A 20,194-nucleotide genomic window follows, 5' to 3' on the forward strand; every position below is an offset into this window, starting at 1 on the left:
GTTGAGATAATTTTTTCCGCAGGTTGGCGAATAAATTTCCTGACAACTTTTAATCCATCTATATTGGTTGTGAAGCAAAAATGAAAAAGCGCCTTTTTCTTCAAAAACCTAAAAACTCACAAAATGAAAAAACTATATCTAATATGGATGATGATGGCCCTGGTTACTTGTGCTACATATGCACAGTCTACCGTTACCGGGACAATCAAAGATGCCACAGACAATACTGGGATACCCGGAGTCAATGTACTCGTTAAAGGATCTACAACTGGTACTGTAACTGACATCAATGGTGATTTTTCTATTGATGTGTCTTCTACAGATGCAACATTAGTGATTTCTTACGTTGGGTATGAATCCAAAGAAGTTGAACTTAATGGAAGAACATCGGTAAACATAAGTTTAAATCCTTCAATGGAAGAACTTTCGGAAGTAATTGTGACTGCTTATGGAATCCAGAAAGAAACTAAATCTCTGGGATATTCTGTAGCACAATTGGAAAGTAAGCAACTTAATACTGTAAAAGAAACCAATGTAGTAAATAGCCTCAGTGGTAGGGTTGCAGGTCTTCAGGTATCTAAAACCGCTTCCGGACCGGCAGGTTCTTCCCGGGTGATAATAAGGGGGAATAACTCGTTGGTAGGAAATAATCAACCGCTTTATGTAGTTGATGGTATTCCAATAGACAACCAAAATCTCGATGCTGCTGGCAGATGGGGTGGAATTGACTATGGTGATGGTATAGGCGACATAAGCGCGGATAATATAGAAAATGTAACGGTTCTTAAAGGACCAAACGCAGCTGCACTTTATGGCGCACGGGCTGCTAACGGTGTAATTCAAATTACTACCAAATCCGGAGGTCAGAGAAAGGGTGTTGGGATAGATTACACCTCGACATTTACAATTGACCAGGTGATGATCTCTCCTGAATATCAAAATGTTTATGGTGCGGGAACCGGTGGAGAAGCTCCAGCCAATGCCGATGAGTATCTTGCACTTGGTACAAATGGCATAGGAACAAGTTGGGGTGCCCCAATGAACGGCCAGATGATCACCTATTGGGACGGTGTTCAAAGACCTTATTCTCCAAAGCCTGATAATTTTACAAATTTCTGGGAAACAGGTCAGACCTTTACAAATACTCTTGCTTTTTCCGGAGGAAGTGAAACTTCAGCTTTCAGAGTGAGCCTATCCAGAATGGATAATCAATCTATTCTGCCTAATAGTAAGTTTAACAGAACTTCCATTACAGCTAAAGGCAATACTGATTTAACAAGTAAGCTAAATGTCGCTGCGAAATTTACCTATATCAGAAATAAGGCAGACAACAGAGCAAATCTGGCTGACATAATGGATAACCCGGTTAATGGATTGATCTGGATGCCGAGAAACGAGGACTTATCAAATCTATTGCCTTATAAAGGTGAAGATGGATTACAAAGACTTTATACTACAGAAACGTTCAGGCTTAATCCATATTGGGCAGTAGAAGAAAACGGAAATGAAGATAATAAAAACAGGATAATCAGTTTTCTTAAGTTGAAATATGAAATTAATGACTGGCTGTCTGCTGAATTAATGTCAGGTATGGACTGGTATACTTCCGAAAGGCTGCGTTATGTAGCAAAAGGGACAAGATACAGACCCGGAGGAGAGATACAGGAAAATACTTACCAGGTGCAGGAATTCAATAACATGTTCCTCCTGAAATCCAATCATTCCTTGACAGATAAGTTATCTTTGAAAACTGTAGCCGGGGGAAATATTCTCAGGCAAACAACAAACCAATTTGGAGCTATTGGGACAAACCTTGCAGTAGATGGATTTTACAATCTCAGTAATGCAAGCGCGATAACTTTCTCCAGAAATAAATTTGAAAAGGAAATATGGTCGATATTTGCCCAGGCAAGCTTTGATTATAATGGATATTTATTCCTTGATATCACAGGTAGAAATGATTGGTCTTCAACTCTACCTCTAGATAACAATGATTTCTTCTATCCTTCAGTGTCAACCGGTTTTGCATTCAGTGAAGCGTTTGATCTTTATAATGATGTCTTCAATTATGGTAAGATTCGCGCCTCCTGGGCGAGAGTCGGTAACGACACAAACCCTTACCAGTTAACTACTTCTTTTGGTTCCATGGGCAGTCATGCAGGAGCATCGATGTTTGGATTAGGTCCTTATCAGGATCAATATGTTCCTTATCAGATTATTCCAAATTTCAATTTGAAACCTGAACAAACGACAAGTATCGAAGCAGGAATAGACCTTGTATTCTTTAAGGACAGACTTGATCTTAGTGTTACCTACTATAAATCAAATACTGAAAATCAAATATTACCAGTTACTGTTTCAAGTACCTCAGGGTACCAGGGAGCCATAATAAATGCAGGTGAAATGCAAAATAGTGGTATTGAAGCCAGTATTAACGGTACTTTAATCAAAGCCGGGGATTTTTCATTAGATCTTGGATTCAGATTCGCTAAAAATAAAAATAAAGTAGTGGCATTAACTGATGGTCTGGATCAGTTACTCCTTGGGGCTGACAGAGGAATTTCAGTTGTTGCTTCACCGGGTAATCCATATGGTGACTTATTAGGATATGATTTTCTAAGGGATGCTAACGGACAGGTAGTCGTTGGCGATGACGGGATTCCTCTAAGAACAGAAGGTGTTGAAGTCCTTGGTAATATCAATCCGGATTGGTTAGGTGGAATAACCCTTGGAGCATCTTATAAAAACTTTCGTTTTAATGCATTAATTGATATCCGTCAGGGTGGAGACATTTATTCCATTACAAACAGGTATCTCCATGCAAATGGCAATCACGCAAATACCCTGGAAGGACGTGAAGAGTGGTATGCGGGAACTGGAGGATTGGTGATTGATGGAGTAACTGAAGGTGGTGCAGTAAATACTGTTGCTGTCGATCCGGAAGTTTACTGGGCGAGCATTGCGAGGAATGGATTGGGAACTTCCATAGACAAGCCGTTCGTTTATGATGGGTCCTATATAAAGATGCGGGAAATGAGCCTGACTTATACCTTGCCTGAGTCAGTGATTGATGGCTCTTTCATTCAATCGCTTGATGTTTCTCTGGTAGGAAGAAATTTATTTTTCTTAAAGAATAACCTTCCTGGTATAGATCCGGAATCCACATATAACAGTGGTAACGCGGGTGGTCGGGAGTCTGCCTCTTTCCCGGCTTTTAGAAGCTACGGTATGACTCTGAATGTATCCTTTTAATTAAGACCCAAAAGAAATTTAGTTATGAAAACATATAATATATCAAAGAAGATACTTGCTGCTTTATTGGTGGCTGGAATGATCTTTACAAGTTGTGATGATCGCTTTGAAGAACTTAATAATAATCCTAACCAGGTTGTTGAGGTGAGTCCTGATCAAATCCTTCCTTACATTCAAAATGGCATGTCAGCTCATCGTTTTGAGTCATGGAGGGGGAACATTCTTTACGCCATGCATTACTCCTGTCTGATGTCATCACCCTGGCTAGGAGGAGTGGAGTTTCAGGCTGCAAATGATGCCTGGACTCAGGGGATGTGGGATCGTGCTTATCAAAGACTGGGAGGAAACCTTCAGGCTATGGAAGATTTTATAAATGATCTTCCGGAAGGGCCAGACAAGGATGCTCAACTCGCAATTGCAGATGTAATGCGCGTATTGATCTATCATAGATTAACAGACTTTTTTGGTGATGTGCCTTATTCTGAAGCAGGGTTGGGTATGGAAGGAATATTTCAGCCTAAGTATGATGCTCAGGAAGAAATATACAAGGATATGTTGTCACGGTTAGAAAGTGCCTCCGCACGATTACGAATGGGTGAAAATACCTATGGAACCCAGGATATCTTTTATAAAGGAGACGAGGAAGGCTGGATTCGTTTGGCAAATTCACTAAGGTTAAGATTAGGTATGAGAATATCTGATATTGATCCTCAGCTTTCTGCCCAGCATGTGGGTGCAGTGATAAATGAACCACTAATAACTACTAACGATTGGAATTGCCTGATGCCTCATGAGAATGATGGTAGCCAGTGGTCTTCAGCTTCAAATGGAACCAGTGCACCTATATCAGCTTTTGCAGCTCATTATATGGCTAAAGCATTGGTGGATAATATGCAGGGAGACCCCCGACTGGAATTTTATGGTGCCGCTCTTGAGAGTGGAGAAGTTGTCGGTCGTCCTTCGGGAACAATTCCGTCAGATGTATCTCTACCTGATTTTACAGCTGATAATTATTCGCTGTTGAATTCATCAGAAGGTGCGGTTTTCGATCTGGGAAATGACTGGATTCACATCTCAGCAGCAGAAGTTAACTTTCTTCTTGCTGAGGCGGCATTAAGAGGTATCGGAAGAAACCAATCTGATGCTGATGCTCAAATGTACTATGAAGAAGGTATAAATCAGGGGCTTTCGTATTGGGGATTATCACCAACTACTGAAATGGAAACCAACACTGCCTTTGACCCTGCCCAGGGAATGAATCAGATTATTACTCAGAAGTGGATTGCTTTATTTCCTGATGGCTTTGAAGCATTTGCTGAATTAAGAAGGACTGATTATCCAACTTTTGCCTCTGATCAGGTTTATGGAGATATTCCTAAAAGACATAAATATCCGGTGATAGAACAAACCTTAAATGGTAAAAACTATTCCGAGGCTATTTCAAGACAGGGACCGGATGTGGAAACTACATCAGTATGGTGGGATGTTAATTAATGTTGCATTTGAGATGGAGGTGTGGGGGAACCCGGCCTCCAGCCTTTAAAAAACTTATAGAATAAAAATCGAAATCACTTACTTATGAATGAGGTAATAAATGGTGTTGACATCAGTCATAGTGCTCCGGGTGCTGATGAAAAGACGAGGTATGAAAAAATTCACACAGTAATTTTTGATGAAAGTGAAGAAGCATCAATATCAGTAGCTGCTGAAATTGGAGAATTGATCCGTGAGAAAGCAAAGTTGTCACAAAAAGCAGTAATTGGACTGGCAACCGGAAGTACTCCCAAAGGAGTTTATAACGAACTGATTCGGTTGCACAGGGAAGAAGGTCTTAGCTTTAAAAATGTAGTCACTTTTAACCTTGATGAGTATTACCCAATGACACCTGACTCTCTCCAAAGTTATGTCAGGTTCATGAATGACCATCTTTTTGATCATATAGATATAGAAAAAGAGAATATTCACATACCTGATGGGACCCTTGATCCGGTAGAAATTCAGGCATATTGTGAAAGATATGAATATAAAATTGAAGAACTGGGAGGGTTAGATATTCAAATTCTCGGTATAGGCCGAACGGGTCATGTCGGATTTAATGAACCGGGATCACAAATCAATAGTCGTACTCGATTAATCACTCTTGACCATATCACGAGAATAGATGCAGCTTCTGATTTTTTTGGTGAAGATTTCGTCCCGAGAAAGGCTATAACGATGGGCGTAGGTACGATTATGAATGCCGATCGCGTGATCTTAATGGCCTGGGGAGAAGGTAAGGCTGAAATTGTTAAGAGAACTGTTGAGGGTGAAATATCGGATACTGTTCCTGCTACATTCCTTCAAAAGCATCCAAATGCTTCTATTATTATTGATAAAGCTGCTGGTGAAGAACTTGTCAGAGTAAAATCACCATGGCTGGTTGGAGATTGCGTATGGACTAATAAAATGATCAGAAGAGGGGTTATCTGGCTTTCCTTAAAACTTCAAAAACCCATTTTAAAGCTTACGGACAGAGATTATAATGATAACGGTATGAGTGGGTTGATTGCTGAATATGGTAGTGCTTATGAAATTAATCTAAAACTCTTTAATACACTGCAACATACGATCACTGGTTGGCCTGGAGGAAAACCAAATGCCGATGATACGCATAGACCCGAAAGAGCTTATCCTGAAAAAAAACGGGTGGTTATTTTCTCTCCTCATCCTGATGACGATGTGATTTCAATGGGTGGTACATTTATCAGACTGGTTGATCAGGGCCATGACGTACATGTTGCCTATCAAACTTCAGGAAATATTGCTGTCTTTGACGAAGATGTAGTCAGGTTTGTTGATTTCTTTAAAGATTTTAATGGTCAGCATAATTTTAGTGATGAAGATGGTGTTGCATTGTATAATGAGATAAAAGAATTTATAAATGATAAAAAACCCGGAGAGATCGATCACCCGATTGTCCGTCAGGTAAAAGGATTAATACGAAGGGGAGAAGCTAAAGCAGCATGTAGGTATGTCGGTCTGGACGATGTTGAAAAGGCTCATTTTCTGGATTTGCCATTTTATGAAACAGGGCTTGTGAAGAAAAAATCTATTGGAGAAGAAGATGTCTGCATTATTGTTGATTTACTAAGGGAAGTTAAGCCTCACCAGATTTATGCTGCCGGAGATCTTTCAGATCCACATGGAACTCACAGAGTATGTCTTACTGCTATTTTTAGGGCTATTGAAGAGCTAAAGCATGAGGACTGGATGAAAGATTGTTATATATGGTTGTACCGTGGAGCGTGGCAGGAATGGGGAGTGGAAGATATCGATATGGCTGTACCGATTAGTCCTGTGGAACTTATGAGAAAACGGAAAGCCATTTTTAAACATCAATCTCAAAAGGATTCAGCAGTATTTCCCGGCTCAGATAAGCGTGAATTCTGGCAAAGAGCAGAGGATCGAAATCATCGTCTGGCTGAATTATACGATAAACTTGGTATGGCGGAATATGAGGCAATGGAAGCCTTTAAAAGGTATTATTTTTAATAGAAAGGAACAGTTTTGAGATCGGCATATATAAAAAATATTTATTTGGGTTTAGTAATTAGTTGTGGTTTGATTTTTACAACAGTAAAGATTAATGCTCAGCAGATGGATCATCAGGTTATGCCACTACCAAAAGAAGTAGTGGCCGGCCCTGGTGAGTTTATTATTAATTCTAAATTGAAGCCCAGAATTGAAGGGAGTGAACGATTAATTAAAGCGGTAGATCGGTTTTATAATGTATTAAGTAAAAAGACTGGGATTTTTTATAATCTCCGGGATTGGTCAGATGATGATTCCGCCAATTTTGAAATAATTGCAGAAGAGAAAGCACCTGTTGAGTTAGGCATTGATGAATCATATTCTTTAAAAATCACCAATGACAAAATCCAGATTAAAGCTAAAACCGATATCGGGGCAATGTATGCTCTTCAGACCTTATTACAGCTTACTGAATCAAATGAAAAGGGATATTTTTTCAAGAGCGTGGAGATTTTCGATGCACCGCGCTTTCCCTGGCGAGGTTTGATGCTCGATGTGTCCAGGCATTTTATGCCGGTAGCGGCTGTAAAAAGACAACTGGATTTAATGCATACCATGAAAATGAATGTTTTTCATTGGCATTTATCTGACGATCAGGGGTGGCGGATTGAAAGCGATTCTTTTCCTTTACTAACAGAAAAGGCCTCGGATGGTAAATTTTATACTAAAGAACAAATTCATGAAATAGTTAAATATGCTGACGATCTTGGAATCAGAGTCATTCCTGAATTTGATGTACCTGGTCATGCTACGGCTATTTTAACTGCTTACCCTAAGTTGGCAAGTGAAAATAATGCAAATTATACAATCGAACGACATGCCGGAATTTTTGATCCGACTTTAGATCCAACAAAAGAAAAAACGTATAATTTTATTCATATACTATTCAATGAAATGGCCCTTTTATTTCCTGATAAATATTTTCATATAGGTGGTGACGAAAATGAAGGGAAGCACTGGGATCGTGATCCGGAAATTATTGCCTTTAAGGAGAAAAAAGGATTTGATAACCATGAATTGCAGGCCTGGTTTAACTCTCGTTTAAATAAATCATTGGTTGATGCAGGAAAGATAATGATGGGCTGGGATGAAATTTTACACAAAGACCTGATCGATTCAAATCCTGTTATTCATTCGTGGAGAGGAGAAGACGGAATAATTAAGTCCATCGATAACGATCTCAGGGTAATTAGGAGTCATGGGTTTTATATCGATTTAATGCAATCAACATCATATCATTATTTTATGGATCCTGTGCCTCAATCGTTAATTGATAATGAAAAGGCAAAAAAACTAATATTTGGCGGAGAGGCTACTATGTGGTCGGAACTTGTCGATCAAAATAGTGTAGATAGTAGGATATGGCCACGATCAGCAGCTATCGCAGAAGTCTTTTGGTCAGAACGAAACAAACTGGATGGTGAGAATTTATTTCAAAGACTGGATAAAATATCCTCTCATCTTGAGCTAAATGGCAGTGAACATATATCCAACAGGCATAAGATAATAAGGCGATATACGGAAAATCAGCAAGATTTCTCTGACCTGCTTTATTTTAATGATTTAATGGCACCTTATAGATTTTATCATAGAAATCCGAAAGGGACATTATATTCTATGTTATCACCGCTGAATCAGTGGGCTGATGCATGTATTGCAGATCCTGTAGAATCAAGAAAGTTTTCAAACGCAGTTAAAAATTATATTGCGAATCAAAACCCGGAAGATTTACAAAAATTAGAAAACCATTTTAAGAAATGGGCGGAGCTTGAAGACTTGATAAATTCTCTGATTCAAAAATCACCTCAATTAGATAGTCTAAGGCAAGTAAGTCAATCTTTTAAGATAGCAGGAGAGGAGGGACTCAAACTATTAGATTTTTTAAGTGGTAAAATTATCCTATCTGATGCGGAAATGATTTCTATGAGTGAAAGGATTCATGGATTGAAATTCAAAGGGGGAGAACTCGTTTTGAAGCACTTCCCGAGCTAAAATTATTGTTTGATTATGTTAGAGGTATACGAATCAGTTCAGAGGAGAAAGCGGCTTATTTTCAAATGCCGGAACTATATGAAGAACATCCATCTTCACATATAGGTTTTGCTCTAAACTATTCCGGAGATGGAATTGAGGTGTTGTTGAAAATGAAAAAAGGCCAGCATGATATTGATCAGATTGAGTTCAGATTAGGTGATAAAGACGGAAAAGAATTGACGACATTCATTTTTAAAGGCAATAGTCCGGAAGAATTAATTCTTATTTCCAAAAAAGGAAAGGCAAGGTCTTTAAAGGTAAGTAAAGAAAATGATGATTTGTATAGAGCGCTACTTCCCTGGAAAAAAATTGGAATAATGCCTGAAGGAGAAAAAAACACTATTGGGGTAACTATTAAAAAAATTGATCCAAGGGGTAATTTATACAGGTATGGAATTAATGGTGTGATTCTCAATGATGGAGAAAAAACTCCAGTCATGACTTTAAAACTTGCATCAGGTAAAAATTAATTATAGTTGGTTGGAGTTGATTTCATTCATCGGCAGAAGGACATTTATATTAACAGTAAAAATTGTTGGTTGTAATTTTCATTCGTTATTTTTCCTATTTTGATCATTTAATTAGCTTTTTGATATACTGTCTTTGCCGGTGATTGAAATGTTCTTCGAATCCTGGTAAGGGAAATTTTTATACTTCAACCATCCGACATTGTAAATTCTATTTATATATTTAGCTTTTGTTTTAACCCAAAAAAACTTTTTGAGGAGGTAGTTTATGGAACTCGAATGGATAGACTGGCTTTCGGTCGCTTTATTTTTTATAATTTCTCTTGCGATCGGGGTATGGTTTGCAAGATCAGCAGGTAAGAGTGCTAAGGATTTCTTTTTATCCGGTAGAAATATGCCGTGGTGGCTTTTGGGTATTTCAATGGTAGCAACAACCTTTTCTGCAGATACCCCAAACCTGGTAACGGAGATTGTAAGAAAGGATGGAGTTGCAGGAAACTGGACCTGGTGGGCATTTCTTCTTACAGGTATGCTTACTGTTTTTATCTATGCTGCATTATGGCGTAAATCAGAGGTAGTAACCGATCTTGAGTTTTACGAATTGAGATATAGTGGAAAAGCCGCTGCCTTTCTGAGAGCATTCAGGGCAGTTTACCTGGGTGTTTTCTTCAATGTTATGATCATGGCTACCGTTTGCCTGGCTGCGGCCAAAATGGGTAATGTGCTTTTGGGGCTAACAAAAGGAGAAACTTTGATTATTGCTGGGGTGGTTACTGTTGTTTATTCATCTCTCGGTGGATTGAAAGGTGTGTTAGTTACAGATTTTATCCAGTTTATTGTTGCAATGGTGGGATCCGTGTGGGCTGCCATGATCATTCTCGACCTGCCGGAAGTTGGCGGACTGTCAAATATGATTTCAAGTCCTGCGCTTTCGGGCAAGCTGGATTTTATACCGGATCCAACTGATCTCAATGTTTTTGTGCCTTTATTTCTTATTCCTATTGCAGTACAATGGTGGAATGTCTGGTATCCGGGAGCTGAGCCTGGAGGAGGGGGGTATATCGTACAAAGGATGCTATCGGCCAAAGATGAAAATAATGCAGTAGGAGCGACCTTGTTTTTTAATATAACACATTATGCTTTAAGGCCATGGCCATGGATCCTGATCGGACTGGCTTCTTTACTGGTATATCCTGATCTGGCTTCACTACAAAGTGCGTTTCCAAATGTAGATAAATCAATTATCGGACACGACCTCGCATATCCTGCTATGTTAACTTATTTACCTCATGGATTACTGGGAGTGGTGGTAGCCTCGCTTATTGCAGCTTTTATGTCTACTATCTCAACTCATCTAAACTGGGGATCTTCTTATGTAGTTTACGATTTTTATCAAAGATTTATAAAACCAGAAGCAGAGGAAAAGGAATTAGTACTTGTAGGTAGAATATCAACAGTGGTATTAATGGTTCTGGCAATGCTCTTTGCCCTTGTTCTGGAAAGCGCCCTGGAGGCTTTTCAAATATTATTGACCATTGGAGCAGGTACAGGACTGATTTTCATTCTTAGATGGTTCTGGTGGAGGATAAATGCATGGTCAGAGATTACAGGGATGATCGTATCCTTCCTCGTAGCTATATACTTTAATGTAATTCACGAAGAATTCTTCCCTGATCTGGAAGCTTACCAGGTACTATTGATAAGTATAGCAATTACAACTATTGCCTGGCTTACAGTTACATTCCTTACCAGGCCAACTGATGAAGAAAAGCTTTTGAATTTTGTTAAAAAGATAAATCCGGGTGGGATAGGATGGAAAAGGATATACCAAAAGATTTCATTGGAAAAAGGTGTAAAATCTCAGCCAGGTGAAATGTACAATAAGAGCAAAATTCCTTTAGGTCTTGCAGGAATGCTTACAGGAACATTTTCAGTATATTCAGCTCTCTTTGCAGTTGGCTATTGGTTATATGGAGAAGTTTACCTGGCGTCATTAATGACAGCAATATCAATTGTGTCATTTGTCATCATGTTTCGAATTTGGGGAGCACTAAGAAAGGTTTATATTTCAGAAAGATAAATCAGAATGAAAGTTTTCCTGCACGCATAAATATCTTTTGCTTTATAGCATAGCTTTCTTCTTTCAGATTATTTTTCAAAAAACCCATTGGATCAGTTCCGATGGCTTTTTTGTAATTCTTTACTGCTGACCAGGTAGAGATATATCCCAAGAGTTGTTTGCGCGAATATTGTGCGTGGATTTCAAGGTTAGGAGATTTAAATTCGTCTATGGGTAAATCAAAATCCCTGTATTCATTATCTACATACTTCCTTTCATCCGGCCAGTAAGGTCCGATGAGATCGTTATAAAATTCTTCGATAAATTTTTGATCCGGCGATTGAAGATCAATCAGATTATATCCCCATGAAGCGAAAATTGCATCTTCCGTAGCCACTCTTTTAACTTGCTCGAAAAATTCATCAATATCAAACCAATGCAGAGCCTGTGCTGCTACAATCAGGTCAATACTTTCTCCAGGCCAGAGTGATTCTTCCGATCTACCAGTTTTATATACTATATTTTCGTTTTCAGGAGCTTGTTCAATCTGTTGCTCACTAATATCATTAGCATACACTGTAGAAAATTGCTTAGCGAGTTCGATCGCCACCTGGCCATTTCCACAAGCGGCATCCCATGCACGGTAGAAGCCCGTACAATGCTCATACAACCACTTATACAACTCTTGTGGGTATTTAGGTCTGTACTTTGCGTATTCAGCGGCAAATTCGGAAAAATGATCTTGTTGTTCTTTCATAAAGTGATTGACCAGGGTATTAATTATTAGTGAAATTAATAAGAATTATTTCTTACTTACTCATTTCTCAGGTTAATTATTTTAAAACTTTACTTAGTTTTCTATTTAAACGAAAATTATGATATAAAGTACATTTTATGCATTTCAGATGATTTTTTGATTAAAAGAGGCTATACTTTCCTAACTTTCAACCGACAACATTAATGACCCCTAAGAAAGATATTAGATGAAAGACGAAATTCTTAAACGCCTTCAGAAAAAATATGATGATATAAATCAATCTGCCGATGCTTATCTGGAAGGCTTATATCATGCTAAACCAATAAATTACTGGGATTACATCCAGGTCGATACTCTTTTGACATTACAGAAAACAAGGACTGATTTTCACGATGAAAAAATTTTTATCGTATATCACCAGGTGACAGAATTAGTTCTTAATCTGATAATTCATGAACTGGAGAAACTTACTTCAGGGGAAATTCCTGAGGAAAAAGAATTGGATATTCGTATGAACAGATGCGTGAATTATGCGGATATGCTAATTAATAGCTTTAGTGTGATGAGTAAGGGAATGTCTTACGAGGAATATAATCAATTTCGTATGACATTGACACCTGCAAGTGGATTTCAGTCAGTACAATTCAGACTGGTAGAATTTTATTGCACTGATGTTGAAAACCTTATGAAGCCTGAGGACAAAGAAAAGCTGGAAGGTAATGAGTCGATTAGAGATAAATTTGAGCATCTATACTGGCAAAGTGCCGGAAAGAATCCTAAAACCGGTGAAAAAAGCCTTACGCTGCAAAATTTTGAAGATAAATATAAAGATGAAATGGTTTCTCTAGCAGAGAAAATGCAGGATAACAATTTAAACAGGCGCTTAAAAACCATCGAGAACGAAAAAGGTTTGTCACCGAAATTGTTAGAAACCGTAAAAGCATTTGAAAGGAAATTCAATTATGACTGGCCGATGGTTCATCTCGAAACAGCAAGATTTTACCTGACGGGTAATCCTAAAAAAGAAGCAACTGGAGGTAGCGACTGGGAGAAATATTTACATCCGGACTATCAACAGCGAAAATACTTCCCGAAATTTACCTCTGAAAAATAATCACATCAAAGGACTGATCATTCTGCAAACTCCCTCGAGGATTTTTTGTCTGATCGGTCTTTTTTTGAATTCTACCGGATCGATTTTTTCACTACCTTCAAGATCAGATTTGAAGTTGTCAGATAAGGTTGAAGCAATTTTCTCATCATAAATAAAAGCATTCACTTCAAAATTCTTCTCGAAGCTTCGTTCATCCATATTCGCAGTTCCAACTGAAGAAAATATTCCGTCAACTACCAGTACTTTGCCGTGATTAAAACCTTTTTTGTAAATGTAGACTTCTACTCCGGCATAAATCAGGCGACTGGCAAAATTAAGAGAAGTATAATAAAGAATCTTATGATCGGGCATCCCGGGAAGAAGTAAAACCACTTTTACACCACTTAGTACTGCTGTTTCTAAAGCTGTAATTATTGGTTCATTAGGTACAAAGTACGGAGTTGATATATAAATATGATCTCTTGCCGTAGTTATGGCAGTAAAGTAGGCTTGCATAATCGCCACTTCTCTTGAATCTGGACCAGATGCAGTGATCTGTACCAATGTATCAGATTCTGTTCTGAATTTGGGGAAATATTCAGGACCTTCAAATACTCTATTACAGACAAACCTCCAGTCTTGTAAAAACACCGATTGAAGGCAAGTTGCAGCTTCACCTGTAAGTTTAATGTGAGTGTCTCTCCAGAAACCGGTGTCCTTTTTGATCTTTGAATAACGCTCAGCAATATTGAGTCCGCCGGTGAACCCAATTTTTCCATCTATAATTAGTATCTTCCTGTGATTACGATAGTTTAGTCTTGTAGTAAGTAAAGGAAACCTTACTGGCATAAATATCTCTACCTCTATACCGGTATTTTTTAACAAAGTGATTGTTTTTTTAGATAATCCCCACGATCCAATCCCATCGAAAATACATCTGATAGCAATTCCTTCTTTTGCTTTCTTAAGAAGAAGATTAATAAAATCCTGTCCTATATCATCTTCTTCAAATGAATAGAAACACATATGGATGTGGTGATTGGCATTCTCAATCGCTTCTAACATGGAAGGAAAAGTAACAGAACCGTTTTCGAGAATTTCAGCGCAATTGCTTTTTGTTAGCATTGCCTTATTAGCCGCTGCTGCTAACTTCATGATCTTATTAAAAGGGAAAAACTTTTCATCTTTTGTCAGGATATCAGTACCAGAGAGATCAATATCTGAAACTTGTTCGATGATCTTATTAGAATCCTGTTGTGATTTAGCAGTAAATAATTTTTCTTTTCTGAAATTTCGTCCATACCTAAGATATAATAAAATACCAATCACTGGTAGAAACAGGACAATGAGCATCCAGGAGATCGACTTTGTAGGATTTTTCCCTTCAAGGATAATTACGGTAACTGTAAATGTCAGTGTTAACCCATAAAACACTAAAAAAATAGCTACCAGAATTTCCGTTGTCAGGGGTCCTAAAAATGCAGAAATTTCCATTTATCAAAAAATACCAATTTGATTATTCTAATCTAACGCTTTATAACTGTGATTTCGAAGATTTTTGTTATTAAATTAAATGAGTAAAATCAGGAAAAGACCAATTGTAATTATTAAAAACTCTATCAATAACATGTCAACGACTGTAGGTTTTTTTATTTATGATAATATGGAACTCATGGATTTTGCCGGTCCATGGGAAGTATTGTCTGTTGCTTCGGAAATTGTAAAAGATGAGCAATCGTTAAAACTTTATTCATTTGCTGATGTCAGGCGTTCAATCAACACGATTAATGGAGTTACTATAACTCCGGATTTTGTGATTGATGAGATTCCCGATACTGATATTTTGATCATACCGGGAGGTAATGGTTCAAAAAGAATCATTGATCAGGATCATTTGATGAACAGCTTGAATAAAATAATTTCCTTGGTAGAATTGACGGCTACAGTGTGTAGTGGTGCCAGGATAGCTGCATCTTTAGGGTTATTAAAAGAGAGAAAATTCACGACTCATTATTCAGTTTTCGATGATGTGATGAAAATTGAGCCTACAGCAAATCCGGATTTTGATAATCGATTTATGCACGATAGCAAAATTATAACGTCGGCCGGAGTTTCAGCTGGTATTGATATGGCTATTTATCTTGTTTCCACTATTTTTGATGATGATATAGCTCAAAAAACAGCTAAGTTTATTGAATACCCATATTATATTTATAATACGTGATGAAAAAAAACTCGTACAATTTTTACCAGGTAGATGCTTTTGCAGAAAAGATATTTGAAGGAAATCCGGCAGCTGTAGTTCCATTGGATTTCTGGTTTGATGATGAAGTTATGCAAAGTATCGCTAAAGAAAATAATCTTTCAGAGACAGCCTTTTTTATTCCAATAAATGCAGAAGAAAATGAGTATCAGCTAAGATGGTTTACACCCGAGGTTGAAGTAAATTTATGTGGACATGCTACATTAGCGTCAGCATTTGTTCTTTTTAATATAATGGAAGTGCCTGGAGATTCTATTAGATTTCAATCAAGATCCGGAATGCTTGAAGTGAAAAGAAGTGGAGAATTATATTGGCTGGATTTTCCGAAAATGGAATATAATGAGGCAGAGGTGAGTCCAACGATTGTAGAATCAATGGGTATCGCTCCTTTAAAAGTGTATACATCAGAAGATGACTGGTTGTTTTTATATCAGTCGGAAGATCAGGTCAGATCTTTAAAGCCTAATATGGAAATGCTTAAAGATTTTCCTGCCAGGGGAGTAATAGTGACTTCTAAATCTGAAGAGTACGATGCTATTTCCAGGTTTTTCGCACCTTCGGTAGGTATTGATGAAGATTTTGTGACAGGATCTTCTTTTACCAAATTAATTCCGTTCTGGTCTGATAGGTTAGACAAGGACGAACTCCATTTTTACCAGGCTTCAAGCAGGGGAGGAGTAGTCTTTGGAAATGTTAAAGGAGAAAGAGTTGATATTGGAGGAAAGGCAAAATTGTATTCGAAGGGAAAATTTTATATTAATGGGGAATAAATTATTTATTCATTAGAAATAAAAAAAGCCGGCGTTAGCCGGCTTTTCAATATATATTTCCAATAAGTTATTATCTTCCCAGATAAGCGATAAGATTTCTCGCTGCAGGACTTTTAGACAGTTTTCGAATAGCTTTTTCCTTGATCTGTCTTACACGTTCACGTGAGAGACCAAGATTTTCGCCAATGTCTTCCAAAGTCAAACTTTGCTGTCTTCCGATACCGAAAAACTGACGGATAACTTCTCTTTCTTTTTCAGATAATATTGATAAGACCCTTTCAACCTCAGATTTCAAAGAATCCTGATGGATAAGGTCGTTGTCAACCTGGTTGGCATCTTCGTTTTCAAGCACATCAAGAAGAGAGCTACTTTCTCCTTCTTCAAACGGCTTATCCATAGATACCGATTTAGTTAATGACTTCAATGTGTCCTGCACTTGATCAACATCCATTTCAAGAACGTTAGCCAACTCCTGAGGAGTAGGTTCGCGATCAAATTTCTGTTGCAATTCAGCTGCAGCCTGATCAATTTTAGAGAGTGTACCGATTTTGTTTGCTGGAAGCCTAATCATTCGAGACTGTTCTGCTAAAGCCTGGATAATCGACTGCCTGATCCACCACACTGCATAAGAAATGAATTTGAATCCCCGGGTTTCATCAAATTTTTTGGCTGCTTTAATTAGCCCTACATTACCCTCATTAATCAAATCATTCAAAGGAATTTTAGTGTGCTGATATTGCTTGGCAACCGAAACAACGAATCTTAAATTAGCTTTAATTAATTTAGCTAACGCTACTTGATCACCTTGTTTAATTCGCTGGGCTAGCATTACTTCCTCTTCTGGTGTAAGCATTTCTTCTTTTGAGATTTCGAAGAAGTACTTCTCAAGGGTCTTACTATCCCTGTTGGTAATCGTTTGCGTAATTTTAAGTTGTCTCATATTATATAAGCTTGAAAATCAGTAGTTTTTATTTTAAAACCTTTAACTCAAACGTCAATGGTATATATATGTTGCAATAAATTGCAATACTATTTTTTTTATTCTTACATCAATAAATTATCAGCGCTGCTGATTAAAAGAAGGAGCTATCGTGATGAATTTGTAAACGCAGGTGGTTAAATTTAATGTAAAGTCGCAAGTGTTTTAAACGTATAACCATGTAATAATGTTTCAAATTTCATCCTTTTGTGGATACTTCGCTTAACTAACCCGGAGGTCAAAAGTCGAAATTAACCGCAAAACTAGTGTTATTTTTCATAAAAGCAAAATTCAATCTTTATTTTTAGTAAATTGTTTTCTGATGATCAGTATTCTTCGCATGCCGGATCAGATTATCTATAACTGATAAACTACATGTATTAAAATTCTCATAGTAAGTTGATACAAACCTGAACTCAGGTGGTTGCAATAATGAAATAAGGTGATCAACTTTGCCTTCAATTTTATTTAATCCAATAGGCGAACCAACTGGTACGGCTATAGTTATACTCTTCGGATCATGTTTTTTTATATATTCAATAGCTGAAAGCGCAGTAGCACCAGAGGCTATTCCATCATCGACAATAATAACATCTTTGTTATTGAATGATTCATTTCCAATTGACAATGAATAATATTCCGCTGAATTTGCTAAATCTCTTTCAATTATCTTACATTGAGTATCAAGGTATTTTTTACTTATACCATGATGAGCAAAAAGCTTGACCGACGATTGATTGACTGCGCCGACTGCGTATTTTTTATTAACAGGGTGTGGAATTCGTTTTACCAGGACAAAACCAAGCGGGGTATGGAGCGCTTTGCTTAATACATGTGCTATTACCATACCTCCATTGGGAATACCTACAACCAGAGTGTCATTTGTTACTCTGTCATGCAAGGATGGGTATAGAGCTAAGGCTGCGTCAATTCTATCCTCGAACATTATTTTTTGTTTAGATAATGATAATAATAATTTATTTATACTTAGTCAAGAAAAAATATAATTATATACTGAAAATAGAATGAAAAAAATATCATGGAAAGTAACTCCCAAAGCAGGGAGTATGAACAAATTAAAAATTGTAACTGAGGAAATAGGTTCATTGGGTGAGAATGAAATCAGAATTAGCAACAAAGCTATCGGTCTTAATTTTGCAGACATTTTTGCCATATTCGGACTTTATAGTGCAACCCCGGAAGGTGAATTTATACCAGGGCTTGAGTTTTGCGGTGAAATAGTAGATGTGGGCAGTAATGTATCTGATTATAAAATAGGTGACCGAGTGATGGGGTCCTCAAGGTTTGGTTCATATACTTCTTTGATAAATATAGATCAACGATATGTTTTAAAATTACCTGAAAGCTGGTCCTTTGAAGAAGGAGCCGGTTTTATAGTTCAAGCCTTAACTGCATATTATGCTTTGGTAGAACTTGGGAATGCCCAAGCAGGCCAGAATGTACTAATTCATTCAGCTGCGGGTGGCGTAGGGATTATGGCAAACAGAATTGCAAAAAAAATAGGGCTTTACACTATTGGTACTGTAGGGAGTGAATCTAAAACTGATCTTCTACAAAAAGAGGGATACGATAAATATATTGTACGGGATAAAAAATTCGGACAAAAGCTGGAAGATTCGTTAGACGGTCGTCCTTTGAATATTATACTTGAATGCATAGGTGGAAGGATCTTTAAGGAAGGTTATAACAGATTAGCAAAACAGGGGCGGCACGTCATATATGGATCGGCAAGGTATGCACACCCGGGGAAATCTCCGAACTATCTTTATCTGATCTGGAAATACCTGACAAGGCCAAAGATAGATCCACAGAAAATGATCGAAGAAAATAAATCGCTAATGGGGTTTAACCTGATCTGGTTATATGAGCAAGTCGATGAGCTCATGGCGATGCTTAAAAAGATCGAAGCAATGAATCTGGAGCCGCCTTTTGTTGGACACACATTTAAATTTGAAGAACTTATTGATGCACTGGAGATTTTTCAATCAGGAAAGACTACAGGAAAAGTGGTGATAACGATTGATTAAAGGTGTTATTGAGACCCATTCTCCCTGTTAAATCTAGGCTTCATATCGCCAGTATCAGAAGGGTTATAGTTTTCATTCTGACTTCTTACTTCACCCGATTCTAAAGCCCGGTCTAAGTGGATTACAAGATCTCGTACTTTAGTACTTGAACCGCCATCGATGTCAAGGAAGTATCGTATGACAACATAGACATTATTGTCTTCTTCATCTTTGTAAAGCCTGCGAATTGGAAGAGCCAGGTCTTCTATTCCTCGACGGATGTAGACCTCCGGTTTAGAAATTCTTTCGGGTTTTGGAATAAAACAATATCGGTAATGGCTCGCAGATGCTTTTCCAAATGTGATTAACATGCCTGCATGATAAGTAGCACTATCGATAGCTGTATACACCGGGAGCCTGGAAGTTTTTGGGTATTGAGCTTTTATCTCATGACTAAAGCCAAAAGTAAAAAGGATCAAAAAAATAAAAATATTTTATTCATTACCCAAAATATGAGATACCTATAAAAATTAACGAAATCCGTAATTATAGTTGCGGATTTTGCCTTTTAAAATTGAGATGATCAACAATGACTATTTTGTTTGCTCTTGTTTAGTATTGTTTATGTTGCTGAAATCGTGCCAAATTATTAAAAATTAAATTATCTACTTTTAAAATTTGATAAATTCAATTTATTGCTCGATAAACAATATTTCTTATAATATAAGCATCTATATTATAAAATAAAAAAAACCGACTAATCTATAGTCGGTTTTGGTGAGGTTCCGAGCGGATTCGAACCGCTGTAAAAGGTTTTGCAGACCTCTGCCTAGCCGCTCGGCCACGGAACCTTTTTGTTTTAAGGTGATGCAAAACTAGTTAAAACAAATGTTTTGCACAAACTGAAAAGTCAATTTTATTAG

15 protein-coding genes and 1 tRNA gene are annotated in these 20,194 nt (G+C 37.5%); 10 read left to right on the plus strand and 6 right to left on the minus strand.

Going from position 1 to position 20,194, the window contains the following annotated elements; all coding sequences use genetic code 11:
* Positions 1 to 123 precede the first annotated feature (123 nt).
* From DCC35_RS07460 to DCC35_RS07485, 6 genes are all read left to right on the plus strand, one after another.
* The gene (locus DCC35_RS07460) at positions 124 to 3,252 is read left to right on the plus strand and encodes a SusC/RagA family TonB-linked outer membrane protein (protein WP_137090192.1); all 3,129 of its coding nucleotides are present in this window, start codon (positions 124 to 126) and stop codon (positions 3,250 to 3,252) included.
* A gap of 24 nt (positions 3,253 to 3,276) precedes the next feature.
* Positions 3,277 to 4,746 (plus strand): SusD/RagB family nutrient-binding outer membrane lipoprotein, encoded by a 1,470-nt coding sequence (locus tag DCC35_RS07465; RefSeq protein WP_137090193.1) that lies wholly within the window; start codon positions 3,277 to 3,279, stop codon positions 4,744 to 4,746.
* An 84-nt stretch (positions 4,747 to 4,830) separates the two neighbouring features.
* Positions 4,831 to 6,783 (plus strand): glucosamine-6-phosphate deaminase, encoded by a 1,953-nt coding sequence (gene nagB, locus DCC35_RS07470; protein WP_137090194.1) that lies wholly within the window; start codon positions 4,831 to 4,833, stop codon positions 6,781 to 6,783.
* Positions 6,784 to 6,828: 45 nt separating this feature from the next.
* Positions 6,829 to 8,814 (plus strand): beta-N-acetylhexosaminidase, encoded by a 1,986-nt coding sequence (locus DCC35_RS07475; protein ID WP_137090195.1) that lies wholly within the window; start codon positions 6,829 to 6,831, stop codon positions 8,812 to 8,814.
* A gap of 5 nt (positions 8,815 to 8,819) precedes the next feature.
* Positions 8,820 to 9,326 (plus strand): hypothetical protein, encoded by a 507-nt coding sequence (locus tag DCC35_RS07480; protein ID WP_137090196.1) that lies wholly within the window; start codon positions 8,820 to 8,822, stop codon positions 9,324 to 9,326.
* 265 nt (positions 9,327 to 9,591) lie between these two features.
* On the plus strand, positions 9,592 to 11,403 hold the full coding sequence (locus tag DCC35_RS07485) for a sodium:solute symporter family protein (protein WP_137090197.1): 1,812 nt from the start codon (positions 9,592 to 9,594) through the stop codon (positions 11,401 to 11,403).
* A 1-nt stretch (position 11,404) separates the two neighbouring features.
* Here DCC35_RS07485 and DCC35_RS07490 read toward each other — a convergent pair whose 3' ends face one another.
* Positions 11,405 to 12,139, minus strand: a complete 735-nt coding sequence (locus tag DCC35_RS07490) for a class I SAM-dependent methyltransferase (protein WP_137090198.1) — start codon at positions 12,137 to 12,139, stop codon at positions 11,405 to 11,407.
* Between the two features lie 226 nt (positions 12,140 to 12,365).
* Between DCC35_RS07490 and DCC35_RS07495 the strand changes: the two genes are divergently transcribed.
* The gene (locus tag DCC35_RS07495) at positions 12,366 to 13,253 is read left to right on the plus strand and encodes a tryptophan 2,3-dioxygenase family protein (RefSeq protein ID WP_137090199.1); all 888 of its coding nucleotides are present in this window, start codon (positions 12,366 to 12,368) and stop codon (positions 13,251 to 13,253) included.
* Here the strand turns inward: DCC35_RS07495 and cls are convergent, their stop codons facing one another.
* On the minus strand, positions 13,254 to 14,726 hold the full coding sequence (gene cls / locus DCC35_RS07500; protein ID WP_137090200.1) for a cardiolipin synthase: 1,473 nt from the start codon (positions 14,724 to 14,726) through the stop codon (positions 13,254 to 13,256).
* Positions 14,727 to 14,805: 79 nt separating this feature from the next.
* On the opposite strand from cls, the gene DCC35_RS07505 reads away from it, so the two are divergent.
* Entirely contained in the window at positions 14,806 to 15,456 is a 651-nt protein-coding gene (locus DCC35_RS07505) for a DJ-1/PfpI family protein (RefSeq protein WP_137090201.1), read from the plus strand.
* Positions 15,456 to 16,265 (plus strand): PhzF family phenazine biosynthesis protein, encoded by an 810-nt coding sequence (locus DCC35_RS07510; protein ID WP_137090202.1) that lies wholly within the window; start codon positions 15,456 to 15,458, stop codon positions 16,263 to 16,265. The genes DCC35_RS07505 and DCC35_RS07510 overlap by 1 nt, the downstream gene beginning before the upstream one ends.
* A gap of 70 nt (positions 16,266 to 16,335) precedes the next feature.
* On the opposite strand, the gene DCC35_RS07515 is transcribed toward DCC35_RS07510, so the two are convergent.
* Both DCC35_RS07515 and DCC35_RS07520 read right to left on the minus strand, forming a co-directional pair.
* On the minus strand, positions 16,336 to 17,205 hold the full coding sequence (locus DCC35_RS07515) for a sigma-70 family RNA polymerase sigma factor (RefSeq protein WP_137090203.1): 870 nt from the start codon (positions 17,203 to 17,205) through the stop codon (positions 16,336 to 16,338).
* Positions 17,206 to 17,548: 343 nt separating this feature from the next.
* On the minus strand, positions 17,549 to 18,190 hold the full coding sequence (locus DCC35_RS07520) for a phosphoribosyltransferase (protein WP_137090204.1): 642 nt from the start codon (positions 18,188 to 18,190) through the stop codon (positions 17,549 to 17,551).
* 79 nt (positions 18,191 to 18,269) lie between these two features.
* Here DCC35_RS07520 and DCC35_RS07525 point away from each other — a divergent pair, with 79 nt between their 5' ends.
* Positions 18,270 to 19,292 (plus strand): zinc-binding dehydrogenase, encoded by a 1,023-nt coding sequence (locus tag DCC35_RS07525; RefSeq protein ID WP_137090205.1) that lies wholly within the window; start codon positions 18,270 to 18,272, stop codon positions 19,290 to 19,292.
* 5 nt (positions 19,293 to 19,297) lie between these two features.
* Here DCC35_RS07525 and DCC35_RS07530 read toward each other — a convergent pair whose 3' ends face one another.
* Both DCC35_RS07530 and DCC35_RS07535 read right to left on the minus strand, forming a co-directional pair.
* Positions 19,298 to 19,750, minus strand: coding sequence for a hypothetical protein (locus tag DCC35_RS07530; RefSeq protein WP_137090206.1), 453 nt, complete (start codon positions 19,748 to 19,750; stop codon positions 19,298 to 19,300).
* A 301-nt stretch (positions 19,751 to 20,051) separates the two neighbouring features.
* Positions 20,052 to 20,122 (minus strand) — tRNA-Cys (locus DCC35_RS07535).
* Between the last annotated feature and the right edge of the window lie 72 nt (positions 20,123 to 20,194).

The organism is Mangrovivirga cuniculi, from assembly GCF_005166025.1.
Lineage (GTDB): Bacteria > Bacteroidota > Bacteroidia > Cytophagales > Cyclobacteriaceae > Mangrovivirga > Mangrovivirga cuniculi.